Origin of the sequence: Pseudomonas sp. NFACC42-2 (assembly GCF_900116055.1) — a bacterium.
Classification (GTDB): Bacteria; Pseudomonadota; Gammaproteobacteria; order Pseudomonadales; family Pseudomonadaceae; genus Aquipseudomonas; species Aquipseudomonas marginalis.
This window is the reverse complement of record NZ_FOZO01000002.1, coordinates 231,315-249,786: the sequence shown is the minus strand read 5'-3', so window position 1 is coordinate 249,786 and position 18,472 is coordinate 231,315. Positions and strand designations below refer to the sequence as shown.

21 protein-coding genes and 1 riboswitch are annotated in these 18,472 nt (G+C 62.9%); of the genes, 11 read left to right on the top strand and 10 right to left on the bottom strand.

What is annotated here, in order from left to right; translation table 11 throughout:
- The first annotated feature begins 56 nt into the window (after window positions 1–56).
- Entirely contained in the window at window positions 57–1,796 is a 1,740-nt protein-coding gene (locus tag BM416_RS04980) for an OPT family oligopeptide transporter (RefSeq protein WP_092486140.1), read from the top strand.
- A 26-nt stretch (window positions 1,797–1,822) separates the two neighbouring features.
- On the opposite strand, the gene BM416_RS04975 is transcribed toward BM416_RS04980, so the two are convergent.
- The 3 genes from BM416_RS04975 to BM416_RS04965 all read right to left on the bottom strand — a co-directional run bounded on the left by BM416_RS04975 (window position 1,823) and on the right by BM416_RS04965 (window position 4,492).
- Window positions 1,823–2,449: a glutathione S-transferase family protein gene (locus BM416_RS04975; RefSeq protein WP_092486137.1), complete on the bottom strand. Its 627-nt coding sequence runs from the start codon at window positions 2,447–2,449 to the stop codon at window positions 1,823–1,825.
- Between the two features lie 99 nt (window positions 2,450–2,548).
- Window positions 2,549–3,805: a hypothetical protein gene (locus tag BM416_RS04970; protein WP_092486133.1), complete on the bottom strand. Its 1,257-nt coding sequence runs from the start codon at window positions 3,803–3,805 to the stop codon at window positions 2,549–2,551.
- 306 nt (window positions 3,806–4,111) lie between these two features.
- Window positions 4,112–4,492, bottom strand: a complete 381-nt coding sequence (locus BM416_RS04965; RefSeq protein WP_027604035.1) for a cupin domain-containing protein — start codon at window positions 4,490–4,492, stop codon at window positions 4,112–4,114.
- A gap of 142 nt (window positions 4,493–4,634) precedes the next feature.
- Here BM416_RS04965 and BM416_RS04960 point away from each other — a divergent pair, with 142 nt between their 5' ends.
- On the top strand, window positions 4,635–5,357 hold the full coding sequence (locus BM416_RS04960) for a hypothetical protein (protein ID WP_092486130.1): 723 nt from the start codon (window positions 4,635–4,637) through the stop codon (window positions 5,355–5,357).
- A 97-nt stretch (window positions 5,358–5,454) separates the two neighbouring features.
- Here BM416_RS04960 and BM416_RS04955 read toward each other — a convergent pair whose 3' ends face one another.
- Together BM416_RS04955 and BM416_RS04950 are read right to left on the bottom strand one after the other, a co-directional pair.
- A complete protein-coding gene (locus tag BM416_RS04955) occupies window positions 5,455–5,826 on the bottom strand; it encodes a hypothetical protein (RefSeq protein WP_092486126.1) in 372 nt (123 codons plus the stop codon).
- 60 nt (window positions 5,827–5,886) lie between these two features.
- Window positions 5,887–6,840: a hypothetical protein gene (locus BM416_RS04950; RefSeq protein ID WP_092486123.1), complete on the bottom strand. Its 954-nt coding sequence runs from the start codon at window positions 6,838–6,840 to the stop codon at window positions 5,887–5,889.
- A gap of 192 nt (window positions 6,841–7,032) precedes the next feature.
- On the opposite strand from BM416_RS04950, the gene BM416_RS04945 reads away from it, so the two are divergent.
- Both BM416_RS04945 and BM416_RS04940 read left to right on the top strand, forming a co-directional pair.
- The gene (locus BM416_RS04945; RefSeq protein WP_092486120.1) at window positions 7,033–7,698 is read left to right on the top strand and encodes a hypothetical protein; all 666 of its coding nucleotides are present in this window, start codon (window positions 7,033–7,035) and stop codon (window positions 7,696–7,698) included.
- 14 nt (window positions 7,699–7,712) lie between these two features.
- Window positions 7,713–8,399 (top strand): tetratricopeptide repeat protein, encoded by a 687-nt coding sequence (locus BM416_RS04940; protein ID WP_174562739.1) that lies wholly within the window; start codon window positions 7,713–7,715, stop codon window positions 8,397–8,399.
- 138 nt (window positions 8,400–8,537) lie between these two features.
- On the opposite strand, the gene BM416_RS04935 is transcribed toward BM416_RS04940, so the two are convergent.
- Window positions 8,538–9,689 (bottom strand): hypothetical protein, encoded by a 1,152-nt coding sequence (locus tag BM416_RS04935; protein ID WP_092486117.1) that lies wholly within the window; start codon window positions 9,687–9,689, stop codon window positions 8,538–8,540.
- A 223-nt stretch (window positions 9,690–9,912) separates the two neighbouring features.
- On the opposite strand from BM416_RS04935, the gene BM416_RS04930 reads away from it, so the two are divergent.
- The gene (locus BM416_RS04930) at window positions 9,913–10,146 is read left to right on the top strand and encodes a hypothetical protein (RefSeq protein WP_074847337.1); all 234 of its coding nucleotides are present in this window, start codon (window positions 9,913–9,915) and stop codon (window positions 10,144–10,146) included.
- 35 nt (window positions 10,147–10,181) lie between these two features.
- Here BM416_RS04930 and chrA read toward each other — a convergent pair whose 3' ends face one another.
- Window positions 10,182–11,390 carry a chromate efflux transporter gene (gene chrA, locus BM416_RS04925; RefSeq protein ID WP_092486114.1) on the bottom strand — a complete coding sequence of 403 codons (1,209 nt, stop codon included), beginning with the start codon at window positions 11,388–11,390 and terminating at the stop codon, window positions 10,182–10,184.
- A gap of 129 nt (window positions 11,391–11,519) precedes the next feature.
- Between chrA and BM416_RS04920 the strand changes: the two genes are divergently transcribed.
- The 6 genes from BM416_RS04920 to BM416_RS04895 all read left to right on the top strand — a co-directional run bounded on the left by BM416_RS04920 (window position 11,520) and on the right by BM416_RS04895 (window position 15,274).
- Window positions 11,520–12,092, top strand: a complete 573-nt coding sequence (locus BM416_RS04920) for a nucleotidyltransferase family protein (RefSeq protein WP_092486111.1) — start codon at window positions 11,520–11,522, stop codon at window positions 12,090–12,092.
- Window positions 12,093–12,160: 68 nt separating this feature from the next.
- A complete protein-coding gene (locus tag BM416_RS04915) occupies window positions 12,161–12,601 on the top strand; it encodes a tryptophan-rich sensory protein TspO (RefSeq protein WP_065925072.1) in 441 nt (146 codons plus the stop codon).
- On the top strand, window positions 12,601–13,527 hold the full coding sequence (locus tag BM416_RS04910) for an alpha/beta hydrolase fold domain-containing protein (RefSeq protein ID WP_092486108.1): 927 nt from the start codon (window positions 12,601–12,603) through the stop codon (window positions 13,525–13,527). The genes BM416_RS04915 and BM416_RS04910 overlap by 1 nt, the downstream gene beginning before the upstream one ends.
- A gap of 208 nt (window positions 13,528–13,735) precedes the next feature.
- Window positions 13,736–14,275, top strand: coding sequence for a hypothetical protein (locus BM416_RS04905; protein WP_256577443.1), 540 nt, complete (start codon window positions 13,736–13,738; stop codon window positions 14,273–14,275).
- Window positions 14,272–14,724, top strand: coding sequence for a GNAT family N-acetyltransferase (locus BM416_RS04900; RefSeq protein WP_092486105.1), 453 nt, complete (start codon window positions 14,272–14,274; stop codon window positions 14,722–14,724). The genes BM416_RS04905 and BM416_RS04900 overlap by 4 nt, the downstream gene beginning before the upstream one ends.
- 76 nt (window positions 14,725–14,800) lie before the next feature.
- The gene (locus tag BM416_RS04895) at window positions 14,801–15,274 is read left to right on the top strand and encodes a DUF1203 domain-containing protein (protein WP_092486102.1); all 474 of its coding nucleotides are present in this window, start codon (window positions 14,801–14,803) and stop codon (window positions 15,272–15,274) included.
- Window positions 15,275–15,373: 99 nt separating this feature from the next.
- On the opposite strand, the gene BM416_RS04890 is transcribed toward BM416_RS04895, so the two are convergent.
- The 3 genes from BM416_RS04890 to BM416_RS04880 are packed head-to-tail and all read right to left on the bottom strand — an operon-like array spanning window position 15,374 to window position 18,146.
- Entirely contained in the window at window positions 15,374–16,138 is a 765-nt protein-coding gene (locus tag BM416_RS04890) for an ABC transporter ATP-binding protein (RefSeq protein ID WP_092486099.1), read from the bottom strand.
- On the bottom strand, window positions 16,135–17,139 hold the full coding sequence (locus BM416_RS04885) for a FecCD family ABC transporter permease (RefSeq protein WP_065940391.1): 1,005 nt from the start codon (window positions 17,137–17,139) through the stop codon (window positions 16,135–16,137). The genes BM416_RS04890 and BM416_RS04885 overlap by 4 nt, the downstream gene beginning before the upstream one ends.
- Window positions 17,136–18,146, bottom strand: a complete 1,011-nt coding sequence (locus BM416_RS04880; RefSeq protein WP_092486096.1) for an ABC transporter substrate-binding protein — start codon at window positions 18,144–18,146, stop codon at window positions 17,136–17,138. Before BM416_RS04880 ends, BM416_RS04885 begins: the two co-directional genes overlap by 4 nt.
- A gap of 113 nt (window positions 18,147–18,259) precedes the next feature.
- A riboswitch (cobalamin riboswitch) is annotated at window positions 18,260–18,454 on the bottom strand.
- Between the last annotated feature and the right edge of the window lie 18 nt (window positions 18,455–18,472).

The window sequence follows — 18,472 nt, the reverse complement described above, 5'->3', positions numbered from 1 at the left end:
GGCCTTGAGGGGCTCACTTGTTATGTCGCCCTGTTCCCCAGCCGAAAGGAATCCGCATGCATGCCACCTCATCAACGGTCCCCCTTCATCCCCCCGTCGAACGCGAACTGAGCCTGCGCGCGGTCATCACCGGCACGTTGCTCGGTATCCTGCTGACCCCTTCGAACGTGTACGCCGGGTTGAAGATCGGCTGGTCGTTCAACATGTCGATCATTGCCCTGCTGGTGGGGTATGCGATCTGGCAGGGCCTGGCGAGGCGGTCGTCGGAGCAGCTGCCGTGGACGCTGCATGAAAGCAATATCAACCAGACCGTCGCCTCGGCCGCTGCTTCGATCATTTCCGGTGGGCTGGTGGCGCCGATCCCGGCCTATACCCTGCTGACCGGCAACCAGCTGGATGCGCTGCCGATGATCGCCTGGGTGTTCTCGGTGAGTTTCCTGGGCATCTGGATCGCCTGGTACCTGCGGCCTTCGTTGCTCAATGACAAGGCGCTGAAATTTCCCGAAGGCATGGCCACCCTGGAAACCCTGCTGCATATCTACAACCATGGGCGCGAAGCGGCGACGCGCTTGAAGGTGCTGCTCAGTGCGGCGTTGCTGTCCGGGCTGGTGAAGTGGGTGGACACCTTTGTGTGGGCTTTCCCGCGTTGGTCGCCAACCGCCCATCTGGAGCGCCTGACCTTCACTGCCGACCCTTCGCTGTTGCTGCTGGGGTTTGGCGGCATTATCGGCATTCGCGTCGGCCTGACCCTGCTGCTCGGCGCCTTGCTCGCCTGGGGCGGCCTCGGCCCGTGGTTGCTGGCGCAAGGCCTGGTGACCTTGCCGGCCGGCAGCAGCGGCCCGCAATTCGCGGCGTTGGTGGAATGGTTGCTGTGGCCGGGAGTGAGCCTGATGGTGTGCTCAACCTTGGCGTCGCTGACGATTCGTCTGTGGGCGTTATACACCTCGACCAAGTCCGCCGGCGGGCTAGCCTGGAGCGTACCCAAACCCGGGCCGGCCGCTGGTTTTGTGCTGTCGATCGTATTGGTGGTGAGCCTGCAGGCACTGTTGTTCGGCATCAACCTGTGGATGGCATTGCTGACCATTCCCCTGGCGATCTGCCTGGCGGCCGTCGCTGCCCGTGTGGTGGGCGCCACCGGGATTCCGCCGATTGGCGCCATCGGGCAGTTGTCCCAGCTGAGCTTCGGCATCGTCGCGCCGGGGCAGGTGCCGATCAACCTGATGAGCGCCAACACCGCCGGCGGCTCGGCGGGGCAGTGCACCGACCTGATGAACGACTTCAAGGTCGGCAAGGCCATTGGTGCCACGCCGCACAAGCAAGTGATCGCGCAGATCCTGGGGATTTTCATTGGCAGCATCGTCGGGGTGTTCGCGTACCTGGCGCTGATTCCTGACCCACAATCGATGCTGCTTACCGAGGAATGGCCGGCGCCGGCGGTGGCGACCTGGAAAGCCGTGGCGCAAACCCTCACCCATGGGCTGGATTCATTGTCGGCAAGTATTCGCTGGGCGATCGGTATCGCAGGGCTGGCCGGGGTGTTGCTGGGCATACTCGACAGCCTGTTACCCGCCCATCGCGCCCGCTACCTGCCCAGTGCTGCCGCGTTGGGGTTGGCGTTTGTGCTGCCAGCTTCGGTGTCGCTGATGATGGCCCTGGGTGCGGTGCTCACCTGGCTGGTGAGCTGCCGCTGGCCGAGCCTCACCGAGCGGTTTGCGATTACCGCAGCGGCGGGGTTGATTGCGGGGGAGAGCATCACTGGCGTGGGCGCGTCGCTGTGGCAGATGGCGGCGCCTTAGCCTCTGTGTAGTAGAGGGCAAGCTACTCACTTGGCAAACGCATACTCCCCACCCTGTTCCAGCGCCTGGCGATAAGCCGGGCGTGCCTGGAAACGCTGCACCCACGCCGCCAGGTGCGGGTACGCCGGCAGCTTGCCCTGGGCCTTGGCGATTTCGCCGATAAAGCTCATCTGGATGTCCGCGCCGCTCAAATCATCCCCCAGCAGATACGGCGTATGTGCCAGCGCCTCGTTGAGGTAACCGAGGTAATTGGCCACTTCCGATTCGATACGCGGATGCAGCGGTGCCCCGGCATCGCCCAGGCGCCCCACATAGAGATTGAGCATCAGCGGCAGCATGGCCGAGCCTTCGGCGAAGTGCAGCCATTGCACGTACTGGTCGTAGGCGGCCGTGGCCGGGTCCGGCTGCAGGCGGCCATCGCCATGTCGGCGGATCAGGTAGTCGACGATGGCGCCGGACTCGATCACCACGTTGGCGCCGTCTTCGATCACCGGGGATTTACCCAGCGCATTGATCGCCTTGAGCTCCGGCGGCGCAAGGTTGGTTTTCGGGTCGCGCTGGTAGCGCTTGATCTCGTACGGCAGGCCAAGCTCTTCCAGCAGCCACAGAATGCGCTGCGAACGTGAGTTGTTGAGGTGATGGACAATGATCATGGGAACTCCGCGGGGCATGGGGTGTGTAGGAACAGACTGCTGCGGCAACGTAGAGTGCCCTGAATCAGCGGGATGTTTGCTTGGCAAACGTCCCTTCGATCAACGCACCACCTCGAACGCCGTGTATTCATACGCCGAGCGCATTTTGCTCGAGGTCGTTGCCAGCGTCAGGGCAATGCCCAGGTCTTCGATAAACGCGCGCGAGGTCTTGTAGTCGCCTTGCTCGCACTCAAGCTTAATGGCGTCGCCGGTCAACGAGGTAAACACCTGTCGCGCCGGGAAGCGCTGGCCGATCTTGCAGCTCACGGAGGTCTCGAGCGGGGTATCGGTCGGTTTGCCGGGCACGTTCGCCATGTGCAGGTTGGCGCTCAGCGTCTGGCCAGGCGTCCAGCTGCTCGGAATACTCAGCTCGGCTTCGCGGGTCAGCAGCACCTGGCCGTCGCCCACGCCGTTCATCTTCGACTTCAACTGGATCAGGTCCGCCTGCACCAGGCGCTCGACATGGAAGGTGTCGCTGTATATCTCGTTCTTGTTCAGCAAGCCACCCACCGCCGTGAAGGTCACCGAGGTGGGGGTGTCGTTGCTGCCATCGCTTTTTTTCGACAGGTAGGTGTAGTTCAACGTCTTGAACTTCGGCTGCAGCAGGGCCGAGTCGAGGCGCTGAAGCACGCTGGCGGGAACGGCGACGTCGTTGATGCTTGGTTCCACGATAGTGCGCGGGTAGTCCACCGGTTGGATGTCTGGACGCGACCAGGCCAGCAGCGCCGCATCGACACCACCCTGCAACGAACAACTGATGCGCGATTGCGTGCCGTCGCTGCCCTCGGGCTCTACCAGCAGCACGCGCTCGACTTCGCGGGTGCCTGGCGCGGTGCCGGGCCGTGGCTTGATGGCCTGCCAGCGGTCGCCGACCTTGAGCTCGCTGCGGATGTAGGCGCCGTCGCCTTTTTGCAGGCGAGCCGGTTGGTCGAGCAGCGGGGCAAGGCGTTGGGCAACCTCGTCGATGTTGCCTTGCACAACAAAGCCCCAGTAATAGTAGAGCCCCAGGTTGCCGAGGTCGGTGGCCTCGTCGGCGTACGACAACAACTTCAAGCCGGCGATCGGCGGCGTGCTGACCGGCACCGCGTTGGCCTTGCGGTCCGCGCGGTTAACCACCGCGATCCACGCGAAGTCTTTGTCCTGCTTGAGCGGTGCGTAGGCCTGCCAGGCGTCGCGGTGGCTGTTCAGGCGGCTGAAGAACGTCGCGTCGCAGCGGGTGAAGGCCTTGAACGTGTCGGTCAGCGCGGCGTCGTCGGCGTGGGCGATGGAAGGCAGCAGCGCAGAGGCGAGGAGGAGGGCAGCGGTAGGCAACTTCATCGGGCGGGATGTCCGTATCGGGGCGGGAGCTGGGCATTATCCAGAAATTACCCGCTAAAGGCTCGGTTCAATGGCGGAGAGTATCTATACACCTTTGACGGCTGCCACCGATCTCTGTGGTGAGCGGGCTTGTCGAATCGTCGCACCGCCCGCGCTGGGCTGTGAAGCGGCCCCAAACCAGACACGGAGTTCTGACAGGAGAATCCCAGCGCCTTTATGGGGGCTGCTTCGCAGCCCAGCGCGGGGCAAGCCCGCTCACTACAAGAGCCTCACGCTGTAAGGCTATGGGTTCACCCGCGCCACTTTTCAGATCCACAGATCATTCGTGGCCGTACGTTCGCCGCCTTCATGGCCGGTATTCAAGATGCCTCGAGGCTCAATCATCATCAGCTTCGCCTCACCTTCGGCGGCGGTCCGATGTTCAACGCCACGCGGGACTACATACAACTCGCCCGCCGCCACATACACCGGTCCTTCCGGCAGATCGATACGCAGCGTCCCTTCGAGCACCAGGAACGCTTCGTCGGTTTCCGGGTGCGAGTGCCAGATGAACTCCCCTTCGATGCGCACCACCTTGAACTGGTAGTCGTTCATTTCGGCGACGACCCTGGGGCTCCACTGCGCGTCGATGAGCGATGCCTTTTGCGCGAGGTTTACCGGTTGTGCCGAGTGCTGTGACGTAGCCATGATCCATCCTCTGGTAGGTAAGACGGCCAGATTATCGAGGCCACGGGGCGCCTGGCTTGTACGATCCTGCAGGTTGGACGCCTCAAGCTCGGCCGATTTCCGGCGATAACCTGTATGAACCCGCCAATCAAGGATCGATGAAATGGCTCTTTCCGTCAGCGCTGCCTATCTCCCGCCGGCCAACACCAGCCTTACACCTTCCGACCAGAAGCTCGTGGCCCAGCCACTGACAGATGCCACGAAAGAAGCGTTGGCAAACGCCGCCCCGGCGGCCGTCTACCATCCCAGTGGATCAGCAAGCACCACGGTGGAACCGCCGGAGGTGGTCGACGTCTGGGTCGGTCGGACCCAGTCGCCAGACCACCCTCGGCTCGTCGAAATTTCCACCGGCGCGCTCAATACGCTGAAGGCATCCTTCAAGGCATTCGAGTCAGCGCTGTCGACCACTGCTCCCGACTTGGCCGGCAAAAAATACGGCTTCACCGTCGAAGCCGATGGCCGCCTGAAAGTGCTGGATTCAGCCAGCCAGCTCAGCAGCTCGGATACCCAGCGGCTGACGGATTTGCTCAACCGATCCCTGGGCCTGAAAACCGCAGCCGTTGCCTACCGCGATGCCGCCATCGACACGGTGGACGCCGATTCGGTCTGGTCGGGCCTGGGGTTTTACAGCCTGACTAACGAAAACTTCGCCAAGACCATTGATCTGGCGCCGCTCTCAAGAGACTTCGACCCGTCTGACTTCAAAGGGTCCAGGGATCGGATTTTTATTAATCAACTGGCCTCCAAAGGCGAACTGGCGACGCAAGAGACGGAAGCGGCGATGTATGAGCGGCGTGGAATACAGCGGTTCAGTACGCAGGCGTGACCTGCCTGGTGGGGTAAAAATGCAGCCGTGCAGCGAACATCGCGAAAGCTCGCAGATGCCCAGCCCACTGTACAACCGGCGCCAGGAAGATGCGCACTCACACCTTGGCCGTATGCACCTTGGCCAGGCGCACGCGCCAATCGCCGTCATGGCGCAGGCGGCATTCTTCCTCGGAGTCGAAGTGTACGCAGCGCTCCATGGGCGCGCCGTGCACGTCCGCATCGTTGAGCGCGGCGGCGGTCAGCTCACGCATGCGTGTGTCTGCCCCGGTCGAGAGGGCGTGTTCCTTGCTGGCGCGGCTGTCGAACACCCAGATCACCCGCAGGCTTTGGGGGAAGGCGCTGTAGTCGACGGTGTGGGTCAGCCAGTCGAAGCCGGGGATTTCAGTCTTGGCGGTTTCGCAGGCGTCGGTGAGGGTGGCGATGAGGCGGCGGTCGAGGCGGGCGGTTTCGCGATGGGTCAGGGGCATGGAGAGTCTGCAGGAGCCAAACGCCTGAGAATAGCAGCGTGCGCAAGCGGGTGGCAGTACTCATCTGGGATTGGCTTTCAGCCGGCCCAGTATCGCCGTGCGCAGGCAACCCCAGGCGATCAGCCCGATAATCAGCACCTCGGCGATGCCGACAAGCAGGTTGAATGAAAAAACCATCGGTTGCTCAGCCCAGTAAAAACTTGTCGACCCCGTTCGAAGCCCGCTAACCCGCAGCCGTCCGGTCAACAGCGCACGCATCAATGCGATCACGTGAGTCAACTCCAGCACCGCCAGGAACGCTCCCAGCAGGGTGAGCAGGGCGCGGGCGGGAAGGCCGAGTTTCTCGCTCGATTCGTGTGAAGACGTGAGCTCTTTCCCCTTCGGCTTGACCCCCTTCACCGCTCTGGCGCAGGCGGGAGCGGGCCTGTAGGCGGCGGTCGCCCTGGCCGCCGGATCGACCACGACCTCGGTGGGCAGCGGCACGTTCAGGTAGTCGGCCAGCTCATACAGCCACCTGTCGGTGCGTTGACTGCCCGGCACCACCGGCACGTTGTCGGTGGTCAAACGCTGCTCGCTGCCATCGCGCATCACCAGCCACAGCTGGGTATAGACCGGCTCGGCCTGTGGGCGGCGGCGAAGTTCGAGGGCATGGGGGGCGTTGATGCTGAACACCGACTGCACCCGCTCGCGGCGGCCGAAAAAGTTACGGGTGCGGCGCGTGCCTTCACCGCTGTGCCGCGATAACAGCAAGGTTTCGCGGGTGCCGGTGTACACCATCAGCAGCAGGCCAAGGGCAGGAATCAGCAGCAGCCCGAGCACGATCAGCAGCGACGAGAGTGGGTCCAGGTCCGCCAGTGACGCATTTTCAGCGCTGAACCCCAACACGACGAAGGCCAACGGCAGGATGAAGGCCATTGCACCGGTCAGCAGCACGAATGCGCTTTGCACCCGGTTGCGCGAGTGGATGTGCAGGTCACCCTGGACGGTGCGCTCGAAGCGATGGCCGATCAACATGCAGCTCTCCTGGTGCGCCGTTTTTAAGATTGCTCGAAAGTCTGTGACAGGCGGTGCATGTCGCAGCGCAGGATAGCTTATGCCGTGCAGGGCCGGACCAGCCGCACACGGGTATTCTCCGGCAGGCCCGTATTGCTAAAGTTTCCCACTCACCCGCCGACAGCCTTTGTTCCCACTTCACGGATGATTTTAATGTTCCGCTCTCTTTTTTCCGGCGTTGCATTGCTCGCCGTCGCCTGCACTGTCCACGCCCGTACCGTCACCACGCCCGAACAACTGTTGACTGAGTTCTCTCGTTGCGATGCGCACTTCTTCGAGAGCCTGCGCGATGCGCGCTTGCCAGCAGGTACCTTGCGCCTGAGTGACTACGGTTCGGTCAAGGCACCGACCATCATGAGTCCGCTGCAGGAAGGTGGCACTTACCAACACTTCGAAACGCCCCTGATCGTTAACGGCGTGCGTATGGTCGGCTATTACAACCAGGCCCAAACCATCAAGGACGTCGGCAATTTTCTGTTCTGGGGTTTTGTAGCCGATGGCTCGCCGCAAGAGGTGGCCGCAAAGCTCAAGCCGCTGATCGTTGATAACGCCCGTTTTGTCAGCCAGGGCAAAGCCATTACCCGCGCCGAAATCCGCCGTGTCGGTGACCCGATCGGCCAATGGCGCACCGAAGGGCTGACCGGTCCCGGCGTCGCTACGCCGTTTGGTTTCGTAGACCGTGTGCTGATGGTCGACGCGGGCGACACGTCACCGTCGCTCGTGGGACACACCACCGTGTTCTGCTCGCTGCAAGGCACCGTGACCGCGCCGCTCCTGCAGGTCTATCGCCCTGACCTCAACGCTCATCTGCTCGACTGACAAGGATGCTGATCATGAATACTCGCTGGCTCGCACTGATTGCCTGCTCCGCCCTCCTCACCGGTTGTGCAGGGATGCAGAACCCGCAAAAAGCCAACCTTGCCCACTGCGCTAATCAGTTAAAGGCGTCCAAAGCCGAAAACTACCCCCTGGTGCTGCAGGAAGGTGATCTATGCCTGCAGAAAGCTACGCTGCCTGCCTCGCTGCATAGTTTGATTTATGCGGTGCAGGCCGACGCCTACCTCAACCTCAAGCGCTTTCCCGAAGCCTTGGCCGCCAAGGAGAAATCCATGCAACTGGTGGTCAAGCCTGAGCCGCGCGCCTACCTGGACTTGAGCGCCATGTATCGCGCCGCTGGTAACCCGAAAAAAGCCCTTGAGCTCGTGCAGTTCAACCTTGACAACGGAATGGGAGAAGCAGGAAAGGGGGCCGGCTTCAATATGCCGACCTACTATCATCTGGGCCTCGCACTGACAGACCTGGGTCAGTACCGGGAGGCCGCCGAAGCATTCAGTACCGGCCTTCAGCGCCAGCCGGACTACGCCTGGGCCTATTATGCGCGCGGGATCGCGTACGACCATTTGGGCAACAGGGAAGACGCCAAGGCCGACTTCATGAAGTTCTCGCAGATCGTCGACAAGAAGTACCTGGAGCAGGAGAACAAGGCCAAGCTCGCCGAATACAGGATTTCCATGCCGTAATTGGAGCACCCGCTTAGGGGCGAATGTGCACGGGGTGGCCAGGCTCTGTTGTTCATCTGTGCTGCGAATGGTTGGGGGGCTGCTGCGCAGCCCAACGGGAGCAAGCTCCCTCGCCACAGGGGGGAGCGTTTGCCTTGGTCAGTTCGCTGCAGCTGCCGCATGCTTCTTGGCCCGTAGCGCCAGGCAGCGGTCGTATTCAGTTGTGAAGGCTTGGTTCGGTGTGTCGTTGGCGTGAGTCAAGCGCACCACTCGGATGATGCTCCGCATATCTTGGGCATCCTGGCCTTTGAGGCCCCTGGCATCCACCAGGTATTGCTCGGCTTTTTCGATGGAAAAGCCTTGGTTGTTGGCGTCGGTGGCGACTTTGTTCATGGCGGAATATTTGTAGCATTGCTGCACGTCTTCGTTGCGTTGGTTATCCCAATTCACTTGCTCGGGCGTGCGGGCGGCCAGGGCTTGTTGGCGGGCGGCTTCGTCGCGTTGGGCCTTGAGTCGTTTTTCCTCGCGGACGGCGGCTTGGTCGGCGAGGCTTTTTGCGTCGCGGGCGTCTTCGGCGGCTTGGTAGGCCTTATCTTGCTCGGCCTTGCGCGCCCATGCCTGCCGGTCGATCTCTGCGCGTCGGGCGTCTTCGCTGGTTTGTTCGGCGTTGGCCTGCACGCGATGCTGGCTGAGGCGTGCGGTGCTGGCAATGTAGGGTTGTTCTTTTTGCAGCGCTTCCAAAAACGCCTTGAACGCACCGATTTGCTGGCGTGAAGGGGCGGCCTCGCACATTTTCATCAACACACCCAGGTCCTGCGCCAGGAAGTGCTTGGACACATCGACCAATTGCGCATGCACGGCGGGGTCGTTGCGGGTGATGACCATGTCGGGAGCCATGATGCGCAGCAGGTTTGAGACCGTGGACGGGTACAGGAAGGTGCTGGCGACCGCGCAGGTCTGCACTGTGGCGTTAAAGTTTTTGTCTTGGATCTGTTCGATGGCCGAAGTGCGGTAGTTTTCGATGTTTTTCAGCTGCAGGGCGTCGGTGTCGTACAGGCTGACGGGAACGCCCATGTCCTTTTCCAGGATGTCGGCGTAGATCCGGGCAAGCCGGTGCAGGGTTTCAAAGTTGTCACCACCGACCGTGGTAGACACCAGCGTGGCGTAGCGGTACTTGCTTGCGTCGGTGAGGCTGGTTTTCAGGGTGCCGAAGTTGTTTTTATCGGAACTGTAGAGCCCGGCGCTGGCGGTGGCCGGCATGAACGCGAGCAGCAGCAGGCTGGCGGCGAGCAGTGTCTTGAATGGCGGCATTGCCTGTCCCTGGTCTTTGTTGGATGAAGTGTGCGGGGCCCGCGCGATGACGCGAGGCCGGGGTGATGCATGATAGCTAAATGACATGGTGAAGGCGTCTTGAGTTTAAAGGGGGCATCAGGCTCACCCGGAAAACAGCCCCTTGCGGCGTATAACGGTCTACCATGCCACCCCCGGCAGTGGTTCCACGCGCTACCGATCTCTCTCTTTCAAGGTATCGCCCATGTCCATCGACCAAATCAGCCTTCCCAAGGGTGTAGGCCCTCACGCCATCAAGCTGCTTGACGCCATCACCGGCGCGTCCACCCCCGAAGAACTCAACCGTGCCGGCGGTAAGGCGGAAGGTTTTGTGTTGGGACTGGAGTCCACCAAGGCTATCAAAAGCCAAATCGCCGAGTCGTTGTATGTGGCTTACGACGATGCGGCGGGTCATCGGGCGGGTGAGTTGAAAGGCTGATCATCAGCCGGAGCACGGCGCGGTGGCTGGGCGGCTCACACCGTAAGACTTAATAACCATCCCGCCGCGCCGCTTCCTACAACCACCAGCCACGGTGGCAGTTTCCACACCATCAGCGACACCAGGCCAATCAGCGCCAGGGCGACGTCCTGGGCGGTGAAGATGGCGCTGGTCCACACCGGTTGGTACAGCGCCGCCAGCAACAGGCCGACCACCGCCGCGTTCACACCCGCCAGCGCGGCTTGGGTGCGCGGGCTGCGGCGCAGGCTTTCCCAGAAGGGCAGTGCGCCCAGCACCAGTAAAAACGACGGTGTGAAGATCGCCAGCAGGCAGAGCAGGCCGCCGAGCCAGCCGTTCGGCGCTTGGGTCATCGAGGCGCCGAGGAATGCGGCGAAGGTGAACAACGGGCCGGGCATGGCTTGGGCGGCGCCGTAGCCGGCGAGGAACACGTCGTTGCTCACCCAGTGGCGGGGCACGACTTCGGCTTGCAGCAAGGGCAGCACCACGTGGCCGCCGCCGAATACCAGCGCGCCGGTGCGGTAGAAGGCGTCGGTCACGGCCAGGGTTGGGTTGGGCATCAACTGGGCGAGGATCGGCAGGCTGGCCAGCAACAGCACAAACAGCGACAGCCATAGCGCCCCGGCGCGACGGCTGATGGTCACGGGCAGGGCGTCGTGCGCGGTGGGCGGTGTGGGCTTGAACAGCAGCAGGCCGGCCATGCCCGCGATGAGGATCACGCAGACCTGACCCCACGCCGATGTTTGCAGCAGGGCCACGCAGGCGGCGAGCAGCATCACGGCCACGCGCGGGGCGTCGGTGCACAGGTTGCGCGCCATGCCCCACACGGCCTGGACGACCACGGCGACGGCCACCACTTTAAGGCCATGCAACGCGCCGGGCGGGATGGCGGTGCTGTGTCGGGTGATGCCCAAGGCCAACAGGATCAGCAGCACGGCGGACGGCAAGGTAAACCCGAGCCACGCCGCCAATGCGCCGCCGTACCCCGCGCGCGACAGGCCGAGGGCGATGCCGACCTGGCTGCTGGCGGGGCCGGGCAGGAATTGGCACAGCGCGACCAAGTCCGCGTAACTGCGCTCGCTCAGCCAGCGCCGCCGGGTCACGAACGCGTCCCGGAAATAACCCAGGTGCGCAATCGGGCCGCCAAAGGAGGTAAGGCCCAGGCGCAGGAAAATCAGGAACACCGACCAGGGATTTTCGCGGCGATCAGCGGGGGAGTGGGCCAAGGCGGGCGGTCTCGGTGAGGGCTGGGCATCGCGGCACCTTAGCGAATTTTGATGACGTGAAGAAGCGGCGCCAGCGCTCAATGTTGTACCGTTGCTCTCCAGGACCGTACCGATGATGAAGGAGCCTCCATGACATTGACCGTCGACACCCTGCTCGAACTGGCCATGGCCAACCCCATCAACGCCGAAATCACTGCGCGCCTGCCTGACCTTGGTGTGGACCAGTGCATGCTCACCGCGGGCTGCCTGTTCCAGGCGGTGTGGAATCATCAGGCGAATCTGCCGGCTGCTCAGGGCGTGAAGGATTACGACGTTTTTTACTTCGACACCGACCTGTCCTACGAGGCGGAGGATGTGGTAATTCGTGCGGCGGATGAACTGTTCAAAGACCTGGGCGTGAATGTCGAGGTCAAGAACCAGGCGCGGGTGCACCTTTGGTACGCTCAGCGCTTTGGTCGGCCTTACCCGCAGTTGCAGTCGGCGCGCGACGGGGTCGACCGTTATCTGGTGGCCGGTACGTGCATCGGCTTGGAGATTGCCACGGGCGAGGTGTATGCGCCGTATGGGTTGGAGGATGTGGCTCGGGGGATTTTGCGGATTAATCCACTCCATCCGGAGCAGGCGTTGTTTGAGCAGAAGGCGCGCAGTTATCAGGCGCGGTGGCCTTGGCTGAGGATTGTCGGGTTGGAGATACCGGAATGAATTGGCGCTGAACTTTTAGGTAGGTGTCGCACGTCCAAGCTTCAAATCACTTCCGCCAAGGACAGACGATGACCTTCTTTATCTTCCTGCTTGCCTGCGCCGCCGCCGCCAGTACCGGCGTCATTTTCAAACCCGGCGCCTGGTACGAATCCCTCGTCAAACCCAGCTTCACCCCACCCAATTGGCTGTTCCCGGTGGCCTGGACGATCATCTACCTGCTGCTGGCCTGGGCCGGCTATCGCTTGAGCCTGATCCCCGGCAGCCAAATGGTGCTGGCGCTGTGGGCTGCGCAAATTGCCCTGAATACCCTGTGGACGCCGGTATTTTTCGGCGCGCATCGCCTCCTGGCCGGGATGGTGATCATCGTGTTGCTGTGGATCACCGTGGCGGCGATGGTGGTACTGGCCGTGCGCCTGGACCTGATCACCGGCCTGATCCTGTTCCCGTACCTGGCGTGGCTGTGTGTGGCGGCGGCACTGAATTTCTCGATCCTGCGTAATAACCGCTGATGGCTCGCCAACCGTGGCCCGCCAGCGAGGCGGAACTGGCGCAGATGCGCCGCTTCAATCAGAAGCTCGCCTGGCTGCCGCGCTTCAAGATCCGCAATCGCGTTACGCCGCGTTTGATCCAGGCGCTGTTGCGCGTCAGTCAAACGCTCAAGCGTGCCATACCGGCTGAAAGCCGGATTGTCGACAACGTCCCGGTGCGCATCCTGCGGCCGAGCGGCAAGCCCAAGGGCGTGGTGCTGGATATCCACGGCGGTGGCTGGGTGATCGGCAATGCGCAGATGGATGACGACCTCAACCTGGGCATGCTGCAGACGTGCGACGTCGCGGTGGTGTCGGTGGATTATCGGTTGGCGGTGGATACGCCGGTTGAAGGCTTGATGGAAGACTGCCTGAACGCCGCACGTTGGTTGCTCACGGATGATGAATTTGCCGGGCTGCCGGTGATCGTCGTCGGTGAGTCGGCCGGTGGGCATCTGGCGGCGGCGACGTTGCTGGCCCTCAAGCAATGGCCGGAACTGCTCAAGCGCATAAGCGGCGCGGTGCTGTATTACGGCGTTTATGACCTGAGCGGTACACCGAGCGTACGTGCGGCCGGGCCTGAAACGTTGCTGCTGGACGGGCCGGGGATGGTGGAAGCGTTGCGCATGCTCACGCCGGGGCTGAGTGATGATGAGCGCCGACAGCCGCCGTTGTCGCCGTTGTATGGTGACTTTGAAGGGCTGCCCCCGGCGTTGATGTTTGTCGGGGAGTTGGACCCGCTCAAAGACGATACGCTGCTGATTGCTGAGCGGTGGCCCAACGCTGAAGCACACCTGTTGCCGGAGTCGGCCCATGGGTTTATTCATTTTCCGGTGGCGATGGCGGATGGGGTGTTGGCCTATAGCCGACAGTGGATCACTCAGTGCATTGATGGCGAACAGGCATAACTGTATAGGCGCCTCTTTAAGGCTCACCCATTCCTCTGTGGTGAGCGAGCTTGCTCGCGTTGGGCTGCGAAGCAGCCCCAAAACCAGCCAGTGCAGAGTAAGCCCGCTTCCCACAGAAAGCACCGATTCACCACAACCTCCTTATCTTTTATCAGCAGGCCGGGTACCCTCTTTTCTCCCAACATTCCCCCCAAGCAAAGGAAAGCACGTGAAGGTTCTTCAAGGAGCAATCGGTCTATCGGCGCTGTATCTGCTGGCAGGCTGTGGCCAGGTCACCGAAAAAACACTGACGTTCGACGTGCCCTATGGGATGTATGAAACCGTTCTGCGTCAGAACGTCACCGGAACAGGCCAGTTGACCTGCAAGGTCACCACCGACAACCAGGACCGCGGCGAAAAGTGGGTGCCGTCGGTGATTCTTGCGGCGGCCGAGGACGCTGCCGAGGACGACACCCTGTTTCTTTCCAGCTACACGCCAGCCGACAGTGACCAGCGCTTGTTCCAACTGCGCACCTTCAACAAAGCCAAGCCGGTCATCGACACCTTCTTCCATCGGGCCCCCGACCAACGCGGTGTGTATACATTGCGCCTGACCTGGCAAGCGGACGGCGCCATTGGTTATCAGGTCGCCAGCGGTGGGGCCTGGGAAGAGAGGAAACTCGTGGACAAGCCCGGTTTTTCCGTGCGCCACGTGAGCGTACATGCCTCCGGTATGAAGGGCAGCGCTGTGTGTGAGTTGCGTGAGTGAACGCGCTGACGTTGAGGCCGGCGACGGTGACCGATCTGCCGTCGATCTATCGGGGAGAGCAGGACTACATCCGCCGCTGGGAGCCCGACCACGAAGCAGCCTGGCGGCTCCAGTTGGAGCGCCACCTTACGCGCTGGGTCGAAAACTTCGAACGCTTGACGATCGCGATGCTGGGCGGGGAGTTCGCCGGTTATTCGCTGTGGACGGCAGAGGAGGGGGTTGCCGAGCTGTGTACGATCAACGTCAGTGACGCTCACCGACGCCAGGGGATCGGTCGGACGTTGCTGGACACTTACGCGGCGGCGGCTGGGCAGAATAACTTCTTGAAGTTGCGATTGAGCGTACGTTCCGATAACCCTGCCCGGCTGATGTATGAGCGTGCCGGGTTTGTCTGTGTGGGCATAGATTCGAACGACTACCTTTGCTACGAGCGAGCCAGCCGCCCGTGAATATCACCGCAAGAATCGGATAGCCACCGCTGTCCAGGTGCTCGTCTCATAGGGCTCACCCTAAGAGGCGCCCACCATGAACTTCCGCATTACGGGCCTTGCTCCCGATCCATTTCTCAGTGTATTTGGTTTGCCCGACGATGAGCTTGCCGCGCGAGGGATCAAGCGTTACCGAGTCGACCGTCACCCCGGTTTTCCCGACCGCATAGAGATGAAAGACGTTCAGGTTGGGCAGAGCGTGCTGTTGCTCAATCACGTCAGCCAGCCGGCGCATTCGCCGTACCGTGCGTCGCACGCGATTTTCATCCGCGAGGGGGCGACGCAGGCTTATGACGCGGTTAACCAGGTGCCTGAGGTGATGCGAATCCGGCTGCTGTCCCTGCGGGCATTTTCCGAGGAAGGCATGATGGTGGATGCAGATGTCGTGGAAGGGCAGGTGATTGAGCCCTTGATTGAACGGATGTTGGCCAATCCCGAGGTCAGCTACATTCATGTGCATAACGCCAGGCAAGGGTGTTATTCAGGGCGGATAGATCGGGTACCGGCTTAAGCCGGCAGACGGCCCATATGCGCAGGCCTCTGTAGATCCAATGTGGGAGGGGGCAAGCCCCCTCGCACATTAGGATCCGGTGTAGTGGGGATGTCCTGTTCAGTTAGACCGCAACCGCAGTATCTGCGCCCCATCGAACGGGTCCGTCAGGTAATGCGCCTGCACCCCGAAGGTCTCCTGTAGCCGCTGTGGCGTCAGCACCTCCAGCGGCTTGCCCAGCGCGACCAGGCGCCCACGGTCCAGCACGGCCAGGCGATCACAGGTCAGCGCCTGATTGAGATCATGCAAGGCGATGAGGGTGGTCACCGGCAAGCCTTGCACGCCTTTCAAAATCGCCAGTTGATGCTGGATGTCCAGGTGATTGGTCGGCTCGTCCAGCAACAGGATCTGCGGCCGTTGCGCCAGGGCGCGGGCGATGTGCACGCGCTGGCGCTCGCCGCCGGAGAGGCTGCGCCAGGCGCGGTGGCTCAGGTGGGTGGCGTCCACATCATGCAGGGCCTGGCGCACGATGGCGTCGTCGTCGCCGGACCACGGGCTCAGCGCCGACAGCCACGGTGTACGGCCCAGCGCCACGGCGTCGAACACGCGGATGGCGTCGTCGGTGTCGGCCTGTTGTTCCACCACCGCCAGCTGCTGGGCGATGGCGCGGCGGGACAGGTCGCCCAGGCGCTGGCCGCCCAGGCGCACGTCGCCGCTGGCCGGTGTGCGCAGGCCGGCGAGCAGTTTGAGCAGGGTGGATTTGCCGGAGCCGTTGGGCCCGACAATCCCCAGGGTTTCCCCCAACTGAACCTCCAGGTGGATATCGCGCAGTAACTCCACCTCACGCACCTTGAAGCCCAGGCCGGTGCAACTCAGTACGCTCATCGCGCATTCCTCCGGCCAATCAGGATCAGCGCAAACACCGGCGCGCCCACCAGCGCCGTCACCACGCCGACCGGAATCACCTGGCCCTTGATCAAGGTGCGCGACAACACATCGGCCGCAATCAAAAATAACGCGCCGCCCAGCGCACTGGCGGGCAGCAGGCGCGAATGCCCGGTGCCGAGCAGCAGGCGCACCGCGTGGGGAATCACCAGGCCGACAAAGCCGATGGAGCCGACAATCGACACCATCACCGCCGTCACCAGCGCCGCGCACCCCACCAGCACAACCTGCACGCGGCGCACCGGGATGCCCAGGGAGGCCGCCGAATCCGTGCCGAAGGTAAACGCATCCAACGCGCGACGATGCCACAGGCACACCGCCAGGCCGGTGACCGCCACCGGCACCGCCAGCCACACCGATGGCCAGCGCACGCCGCTGAGGTTGCCCAGCAGCCAGAACATGATGCCGCGCGCCTGTTCGGAGCTGGCGGACTTGGTGATCAGGAACGCGGTAAGTGCATTGAACAGCTGCGAGCCGGCGATGCCGGCGAGGATGATCTGCCCGGTGCCGCTGGACGAACCGCTGGCCCGCGCCAGCAGGATCACCAGGGCAAACGCCGCCATCGCGCCGACAAAGGCGCCGGCCGACAGTGAAATCAGCCCGCCGCCCACGCCCATCAGCGCCACCAGCACCGCGCCGGTCGAAGCGCCGGCGCTGATGCCCAGCAGGTACGGATCGGCCAACGGGTTGCGCAGCAACGACTGCAAAATCACCCCGCAGGTGGCCAGCCCCGCACCGCAGGCGGCAGCCACCAGGGCACGGGTGAGGCGGTAGTTCCACACCACGCCTTCATCGATGGGGTCCAGCACGTAACCGGCCGCCCACAGTTTGTTGGCGAGCACCTGCAGCACCACCTGGGGCGAGATGGCGGTTTCGCCGATGGCCACGCCGGCGAGCACGGCGATCAGCAATAGCGCCAGGGCGAGTAAGGTCCGGATCATTGCGGCAGGTCGTAGCCGTCGATGGCCGTGGCCAGGTGTTCAAGGCCGTCGAACATGCGGATGCTGGCCTGCAGCGCCAGGGCGTCGAGGATGATGATGCGGTTGTTTTTCACCGCGTCCATGTTGCGCGTGACCGGGTCGCTGCGCAGGAAGGCGAGTTTCTTTTCATGGTCGTCGGCGGGGTAGCGGCGGCGGTCCATGCGGGCGATCACCAGGAAGGTCGGGTTGGCCTTGGCGAGGGTTTCCCAGCCGACGGCGGGCCATTCCTCATCGGATTGCACCACGTTGTGCAGGCCGAGGGTTTCGAGCATGAATTCCGGAATGCCCTTGTGGCCGGCCACGTAGGGGTCGCTGGCCAGTTCGGCGCTGGAGAACCACACCAGCGCGCTGGCCTGCTTGAGGCCTTTGCTCTGCACGGTGGCCACGGATTGGGCCAGGCGCGCCTTGAGCTCATCGTTCAACTGTTGGCCGCGATCCTGTACGTCAAAAATCTGCGCCAGCTGGCGGATGCTCTTGTAGATGGTCTCGATACGGAACGGCTCCAGCCGCGTGCCGTCGGCGCCCACCAGGTTGTCCTTGCCTTCGCAGTCGGAGGGCAGCAGGTAGGTGGGGATCTTCAGGTCGTGAAACTGCTCGCGAGTGCCGACCACGCCTTGCGGGCCCACCACCCATTCCAGCTCGGCGGCCACCAGTTGCGGGCGCTTGGCGATTACCGCTTCAAAGCTGGGCTCGTTGTTGGCCAGGCGCTCGATGCTGTCGTTCTGCGCCTTGAACTGCGGCAACACGCTGTTGAACCACAGCGAAGTGCCCACCACGCGGTCAGCCACGCCGAGGGCATAGAGCATTTCGGTGGCGGCCTGGCCGATGGTCACGCTGCGCGCGGGCGCCTGCGGGAAAGTAAGGGGGCTGCCGCAGTTTTCCAGGGTCAGCGGGTAATGCGTGGGGGCGGCGTGGGCCAGGGCGCAGAAACCCAGGCCGCTGATCAGGGCGGTAACGCGTGGCAGCATGAGGCAATCTCCGTGTGGACCGTACGTGGAAACAGGGGAGGTACGGTTCGGAAATACGCCCTCGAACGCTGCCGAACGGGCAGGCAAGGAGGTCCTTCCCGGACACCCCGCCGGTTAGTGATTACTGGGCCGGCAGGTCTCCTGACTGATGCGTCGTCGCCACGCTCCGGCCTTCCCGGACGCGGTCCAGTGGCAGTGGGGAGCAGGCTCGGCATCTACAGTTGCGGGGGCAGTTCCGATTGACGCGGTGTACCGCGCTTCGGATTCCCTATTAGTCCCATTCGGGAACCGGCGCGGTATGGTAGTTGATTAGGGCGAGGCGATAC